At 59.9% G+C, this 7250-nt stretch carries 3 protein-coding genes; 2 read left to right on the top strand and 1 reads right to left on the bottom strand.

Features of this window, described 5'->3' with window-relative positions; translation table 11 throughout:
• Positions 1-350 precede the first annotated feature (350 nt).
• On the top strand, positions 351-2873 hold the full coding sequence (locus tag ACM5SV_RS36015) for a methyl-accepting chemotaxis protein (RefSeq protein ID WP_419425520.1): 2523 nt from the start codon (positions 351-353) through the stop codon (positions 2871-2873).
• A 267-nt stretch (positions 2874-3140) separates the two neighbouring features.
• Positions 3141-3959 (top strand): hypothetical protein, encoded by an 819-nt coding sequence (locus ACM5SV_RS36010; protein ID WP_260690473.1) that lies wholly within the window; start codon positions 3141-3143, stop codon positions 3957-3959.
• 97 nt (positions 3960-4056) lie between these two features.
• Here ACM5SV_RS36010 and ACM5SV_RS36005 read toward each other — a convergent pair whose 3' ends face one another.
• Positions 4057-7227 (bottom strand): efflux RND transporter permease subunit, encoded by a 3171-nt coding sequence (locus ACM5SV_RS36005; protein ID WP_113548578.1) that lies wholly within the window; start codon positions 7225-7227, stop codon positions 4057-4059.
• Positions 7228-7250 lie beyond the last annotated feature (23 nt).

Genomic DNA, 7250 nt, shown 5'->3' with positions numbered 1-7250 from the left:
ATCTACCTTCTTATCGCTGGCGGAAAAGCTTCGCTTTCCCTGGCGATGGTAGCTCCTCGTTCGCAGAGCTCACCATAACCTGAAGGGTGAGCGGTCGATCGGGCCCGCCCGATAAAACAGTCCACTGAACTGTTTAAGACCCAACGGGGCAAAGCCTCAAACCGAAACCAAATTCCCAATAATACGCAAAAGCCCGCCTCGTGCGGGCTTTTTGCGTTTTTGCTTACCGGTAGGATGAACCATGCCTTCGCCCCGATGGGTGAAGCGTGCATAGCCTTCGGATCAACCCATTTATCGGTTCTTAAACAAAGAATGACAGCTTAGCTCCAATCGGTGGTGGGGATGCGGTCGTGGTAAGTGGTTTGATGTCGCGGGTTCGCATTCAGACGAAGGTGCTCGTACTTTTGGCGCCATTCGTCTTTAGCCTATGCGCAGTGGGACTGACGGGGTACTACGCGTCCAGCCTTCTCGAGGGACGGATGGAGATCTCCAACCATGTTTTGCAATCCCTGAACGGGTTCAAACATGTTTCTTCCAGCATGACCGGCTTTCTGATGAAACCGTCGCAGGAAGCCCGAGACACAGCGCTTGCGGACGCCCGTGAGCAACTGGCAAACCTGAAGCAGACGATCGAGAGGCTAAGGCCGACGACCGATGTGGGGCTTCTTGACCGGGCGCTTGATCAGTCGCAAATCATCCCGCAAAAGATCGAAGCGATCTGGCAAATCGAAACGGGACAGCAGAAAATTCTCAGTGATGTGGACGCTGCTTCCGCGGCACTTCTTGACCTCCAAGGGCAGGTTGGCAAGCGCTCGTTCATGCTGATGGCCGGCGCGAAAAAGCTGGAAAATGCCAACAAGGGCGGTCTAAATAATTCCGTCTCCATCAGCGCCGCCGCGAGTATCGCGACAAAACTTCGCAATGACTATACGAATGCGACGACGCCGGCTGACAAAGTTGGCCTGCTAGCCAAATATGGGCCCGATTTGCAAAAGGCAAAGGAGCAGCTTTCGCCTGCTGTAGCGACCGAAGCCCTCGCCGCACAGTATGCCGCGGCTGTGGATGCCATCGCCAACGCTTCGAAGGTGTCGCCTGACACTTTGGATGTCCCAGCAACGGATACCGCCGTCGCCAATCTTGCTGCAACTGGCGACAGTCTCAAGACGATTGGCGACGATCTGATGCGGACCTCCGTGCTTGCGCTTGCCGCGTCGGACAAGGATATCTCTCAGGCCACGAATGTCGGCAACGAACTGCGCGCCATCGTTAACAGCAATAACGAGATCCGCGTCGGCTTCGCCGAACTCGCCGGCAATCCAGACGACGCGCGAGTGAAGAAAGTCCAGCAGTCGATCTACATGTATCAGACCGAGCTCGGCCGTCTCGCCGGCGTGGTGAACGACGATCCCCTCTTTGCCGAAATTCCGAAGAAGGCTCAACCCGTCCTCGACCTGCTCGCGGCGAACGCGGCAGCGCTCTCAGAAGGTGCGGCGCGCAAGCTCGGTGAGTTCGACAGCGCTGCGGGGCAGATCGACAACACCTGGAACCTGCTTGCTCAATTCGCCGAGACGCAGAGGCAAAATGCTGGGCAGGATCGTCAACAGGCCAATAGGATATCTGGCGGCGCCATTGTCATCGGCATCCTGATTGCTATGACAGCGGGTGCCGCGCTGGTCGTCACCCTGAAGGGACCGATCACCCAGATTACCGCAGCGATGCGCAAGATCGCAGAGGGAAGGCTCGATACCGCAATCACCGGCGAGGCACGGGGCGACGAAATCGGCGAAATGGCCCGTGCGCTTTCCGTCTTCAAACAAAATGCGCTATCGAATGTCGAAATGGAACAACAGGCAGAGATCGCGCGTAGCGATGCGGAATCCGAGCGCGCCCGCAACGAACTCGAGCGACGTAGCGCCAAGGTCCAGGTTGACGCCGCAATCGAGGCGCTTGCAGAAGGGCTCACGCGGCTGTCGCGGGGGGAATTGAATTTTTCCATCGATAAGCTCTTTGCCCCCGAACTCGACCGGATCCGCACCGATTTCAACATGTCGGTCGCAGGTCTCAGGGAGACGCTCTGTGCTATTCGCGAGACCTCTTCCCTCATCAGCGACAATGGCCGCCAGATGGCGGAAGCCGTTGATGACCTAGCCAGCCGAACGGAAAAGCAGGCGGCCGCACTTGAGGAAACCGCAGCGGCAGTGGAGGAGATTTCTTCCGCCGTCAACACCTCTTCAGGACGGGCAGCAGCAGCGCTTGCGCTTGTCCAACGCGCCAAACAGGGCGCCGACGCCTCGGCTTCAGTGGTCCAAAACGCGGTTTCGGCCATGGGACGGATTGAGGACGCGTCGGGCAAGATCGTGCAGATCGTCAGCGCTATCGACTCCATCGCTTTCCAGACCAATCTCTTGGCTCTAAATGCGGGCGTCGAAGCGGCAAGAGCGGGTGAGGCCGGCAAGGGCTTCGCTGTCGTCGCACAGGAGGTGCGGGAGCTGGCGCAGCGATCGGCGCGCGCAGCCAAGGAAATCGGCGAGCTCATCAACAATTCCGTCCGCGAGGTTGCGTCCGGCTCCGAATTCGTCGGCCGCACCGGCGATGCGCTGATGGAGATTTCCAGCGAGATCGTCCACATCGTCGGTCATATCGAGCTCATCGCCTCGTCAAGCCGCGACCAAGCGACGACACTCCATTCGATCAACGCATCGGTGAACGATATTGATCGTATGACGCAGCAAAATGCAGCGATGGTGGAAGAGACGAATGCTGCCACCCGACAGCTATCGTCCGAGGCGCTTGCACTCACCGACATGATTGCACGCTTTCGGCTTGAAGGCCACGAGAGCCCGGCTTCAAGAGGGTACGAGGCTGCGGCATGACGGCAGCATGTATTCGCAGAACCTGTTAACTTGCTTTGAGATGCATGGTTTCCGATCACGAGGCTGATGAGTGATACGTTTTCCTTGATCAGTTTTCAGGCGCACGATAGTTGCTAAAATAGCAATATTCTAATATACGTGGAGCCGGCGTTTTAATATTTTCGTAGCCGCAAGCAACGTCCCTCCAATTGGCGGGCGTTTATTATCCTTTTCAGCAGGGCGTTCGATTTCATGAAGTAGATTAGAGATTTATAGGGGGGAGGAATAATGCGAAAGTGGGCATCTTCTCTACTGACGGCTCCGCATGGACGGCGTCGTCTTCTGTTTGGTATCTCGGGATTGCCAGCGCTCTGCGCAGTGGTGCTCTTTGCTGGTGTCGCGTCCGCGCAGGCGCCGACTGAAGAGCAGCGCAATGCGATCAGGGCGGAATGTCGATCCGATTTCATAGCACAATGTTCAGGGGTGACGCCGGGAGGTATCGAGGCGCTCACTTGTCTGCAACAGCATAATGCCACACTGTCAGCGGGCTGCCGGAAGGCGGTGTCGGCGGTGAGCAAACCCAAGTCGACATCCGCGGAGCCGGTCCCGGCGGCGCCCGCAACTACCGGGGCGACGGCGCCAGCGCCAGCGCCGGCGACGGGCACACCGGCGCATCAGCCGACCCAGGCGCAGCGCAACGCCGTCAAATCGGCCTGCCAACGGGATTTCATGGCGCAATGCTCCGGCGTCACACCGGGCGGCACCGAGGCACTCAGCTGCTTGCAGCAGCACAATGCCGCTCTTTCGGCGCCATGTCAGCAAGCCGTTGCGGCCTTGGGCGGATCTACCGGGGGAGGATCAGCAGGATCAACCCCAGCCGGCGGCGGTGCCGCGGCGACGGTTGCGACCACACCTGCTCCCCGGGCCATGATGCCGGCCTTCTCGCCGCGCGAGGAATTGATGGTCCTGCGCGAAACCTGCGGATCGGATTTTCGAGCCCTGTGCCGGATGGTGCCTCTGGGCGGAGGGCGGGGTATCGCTTGCCTGCGGGACAATCTGCAACGCGTGTCGCCTGCCTGTCACAGGGTGCTGACCTCGGGACTTTAGTGGCTGTTCGAATCCCCGCTGTGAAGAGCCACCCCGAACGGCAACCTGCCTGCGCACCAAACCGTAGGTGATCGCGCGACGGGCCGTCGTGACTGCCCTACTGAACCTTCGATATCTCCGTTTCCGCCAGGCCTGCGGTCTTTGTGCGCCCTTTCCAATATTCCTCGAGGCGCTGCAACAGGACGTAGAAGGACGGGACAAAGAGCACGGCGAGGCAGGTCGAGGCGATCATGCCGCTGAAGACCGATATGCCGATAGATTTGCGGGCGGATGCGCCGGCGCCAGTCGCCAGCACGAGCGGCAGGACGCCGAGGATAAAGGCGAAGGACGTCATCAAAATTGGCCGGAAACGCAAGCGGGCGGCCTCGACGGCCGCATCCAGTATTTCCATGCCTTCCGCCCGCCTTTCCCTAGCATATTCGACGATGAGGATGGCATTCTTCGATGCAAGCGCGATCAGCAGGATAAGGCCGATCTGCGTATAAAGGTTGTTGGCAACGCCGGCTGCCATAAGCGCTGCCACTGTGCCAAGGAGGGCGAGCGGCACGGCGAGAAGGACTGCCAGCGGCAAGATCCAGCTTTCATACTGGCCTGCGAGCACGAAATAGACGAGGAGCATGGCGAGCGCGAAGATGAAATAGATCTGCCCGCCCACGGCCTTCTCCTGATAGGACAGCGCCGTCCATTCGAAGCCTGTGCCCGGTGGCAGTGTCTGATCGGCAATCTGCTCCATGACGTCGAGCGACTGGCCGGAACTGAAGCCTGCGGCAGGCCCGCCAACGATCGTTGCAGACGGGTAGAGATTGTAGAGGCTGATCAGAGATGGGCCTTGTGTCGCGGTGACATCGACGACCGTGCCGAGCGGCACCATCGTGCCGTCACCGGCCTTGACCTTCAGATTGCGGATGTCTTCGGCGCTGACCCGGAAATCGGAAGCGGCTTGCGCATAGACCTGGAAGGTCCGGCCAAATTTGTTGAACTGGGTGACATAGCTCGATCCGACGTAACTGGAGAGAGCCGAGAAAACCTGGCCCACGGTAACCCCTAGCGTCTCCGCCTTGATCCGGTCGACAGAGACTGCGAGTTGCGGCACGTTCGAGCGAAAAGGCGTGCTCAGCCTTTGCAGGGATGACTGAGCACCGCCGTTCTTGACGATCGTGTCGGCAAGCGATTGCAGCAGCGGGTAGTCGGAAATGCCGTTCCTGATCTCGACCTGCATGGTAAAGCCACTGGCATTGCCGACGCCCTGGATCGGAGGTGGCACGACCACCAGCGTCTTGGCGGCGAGCACGCTTTGCAGCGTGCCGTTCAAATGCTGGTAGATCGACAGCAAATCCTGCCCCTTTTCCTTGCCGCGCTCGTCCCAATCCTTCAGCACGACATAGGCGACGCCGGCATTCTGCAGACTGGCATTGTTGTCGAGAACGGAGATGCCGCTGATGGTCAGCACCTGATCGACGCCAGGCGTGGCTTCGGCGATCTTGCCGACCTCTTCCATCACCGCGTCGGTGCGCTCCTTCGATGCGCCGTCGGGCAGCTGCGCACTGATCAGCACATAGCCTTGATCCTCGATGGGCAGAAACGCAGTCGGCAGACGGGCGAGCCCCCAGACGGCGACACCGATCAGCGCAAGTGCGGCTATGACCATGATACCGCTGTGGCGGGTCATCGATCCGATCAGCCCGGCATAGCTGCGTTCACCCCTGTCGTAGACCTTGTTGAAGCCGCGATAGAAGATGTTGCGTTTCTCTGGCGGGACTGGTGGCCGCAGCCAAAGGGCACATTGCGTCGGTTTCAGCGTGACGGCATTGATGGCGCTGATCAGTGCCGTGGCGGCGATGACGAGGGCGAACTGCCGGTAGAGCTGTCCGGTCAGGCCGGGCAGGAAGGCGGCCGGAATGAAAACGGCCATCAGCACCAGCGTAATGCCGATGACCGGGCCAAGCAGCTCCTCCATCGCCTTTTCGGCCGCCTTTCGGCCGGACATGCCGGCCTCGATGTGTCGGGCGACCCCTTCGACAATGACGATGGCATCATCAACGACGATACCGATGGCGAGAACGATGGCAAACAGCGTCGACAGGTTGACGGTGAAACCCAATGCTGCCATGGCCGCGAAGGCGCCGATGATGGTGACCGGAACGGTGGTCGCCGGCACGAGCATCGCCCGCCAATCCTGCAGGAAGACGAGAATGACGATGAGAACGAGAATGCCGGCCTCGATCAAGGTGACGTAAACCTCGTCGATGGAGGCCTCGACGAATTTTGTCGTGTCGAACGGCACGTGATATTCGAGGCCCGGCGGGAAGCTCTTCGAGAGCTCCTGCATTTTCGTGTTCACCACCTGCGCCACCGCGATGGCATTTGCCTCCGGCAGCTGAAAAATGCCGATGCCGGCAGCCGGCCGGCCGTTCTGCATGAAGGACTGACTGTAAGTCTGGGCGCCGAGTTCGACGCGGCCGATATCGCGGATCCGGGTAACACGGCCGCCCTGTCCGCTCTCGACCTTGACGACGATGTTTTCGTAGTCGGCCGCCTCGTTCAATCGGCCATTGACGTTCAGCGTGTATTGGAAGACCTGTCCCTTCGGTACCGGCGGAATGCCGATCTGGCCGGCGGCCACCTCCTGGCTTTGCTGCTGCACGACGCTGACCACATCCTGCGGCGTCAGGCCGCGCGCCTGCAGCAGGTTCGGATCCATCCAGATGCGCATGGCATATTGGCCGGCCCCGAACACGGTGACATTGCCGACACCCGGCAGGCGGGCGAGTTCATTCTGAAGATTGATGACGGCGTAGTTCGACAAGAACAGGCTGTCATAGCGGCTGTCGGGCGAGGTCAGGCTGACGAAGCCGAGGATCGCCGTCGACTTCTTTTGCGTCGTCACGCCCTGAAGCTGCACCGCTTCGGGAAGCGATGACATTGCTATGGCGACGCGGTTTTGCACCAGAACCTGGGCCTGGTCCGGATCCGTTCCGATGGCAAAGGTCACGGTCAGGGAATAGGTGCCGTCGCTTGCGCTCGTCGACTGCATATAGAGCATGTCCTGCACGCCGTTGACCTGTTGTTCGATCGGCAGCGCGACGGTATCGACGAGGGTCTGTGCGCTGGCGCCCGGGAAGCGCGTCGTCACCTGCACCGTTGGCGGAACGACATTCGGATATTGCGCCACAGGCAGCTGGAACAGCGCCACCGCGCCGATGAGCACGAAAACCAACGCCAGAACATTGGCGAGTATCGGTCGCTCGATGAAGAAACGCGAGATCATGCTGTTGTCCTTAGACGTTCAGA

The sequence above is a fragment of the Rhizobium sp. CRRU65 genome, from assembly GCF_048551595.1.
In the GTDB taxonomy this organism is placed as follows: domain Bacteria; phylum Pseudomonadota; class Alphaproteobacteria; order Rhizobiales; family Rhizobiaceae; genus Rhizobium; species Rhizobium leguminosarum_J.
Note: the sequence above shows the minus strand (reverse complement) of the source record. Positions and strands in the feature narration are given on the sequence as shown.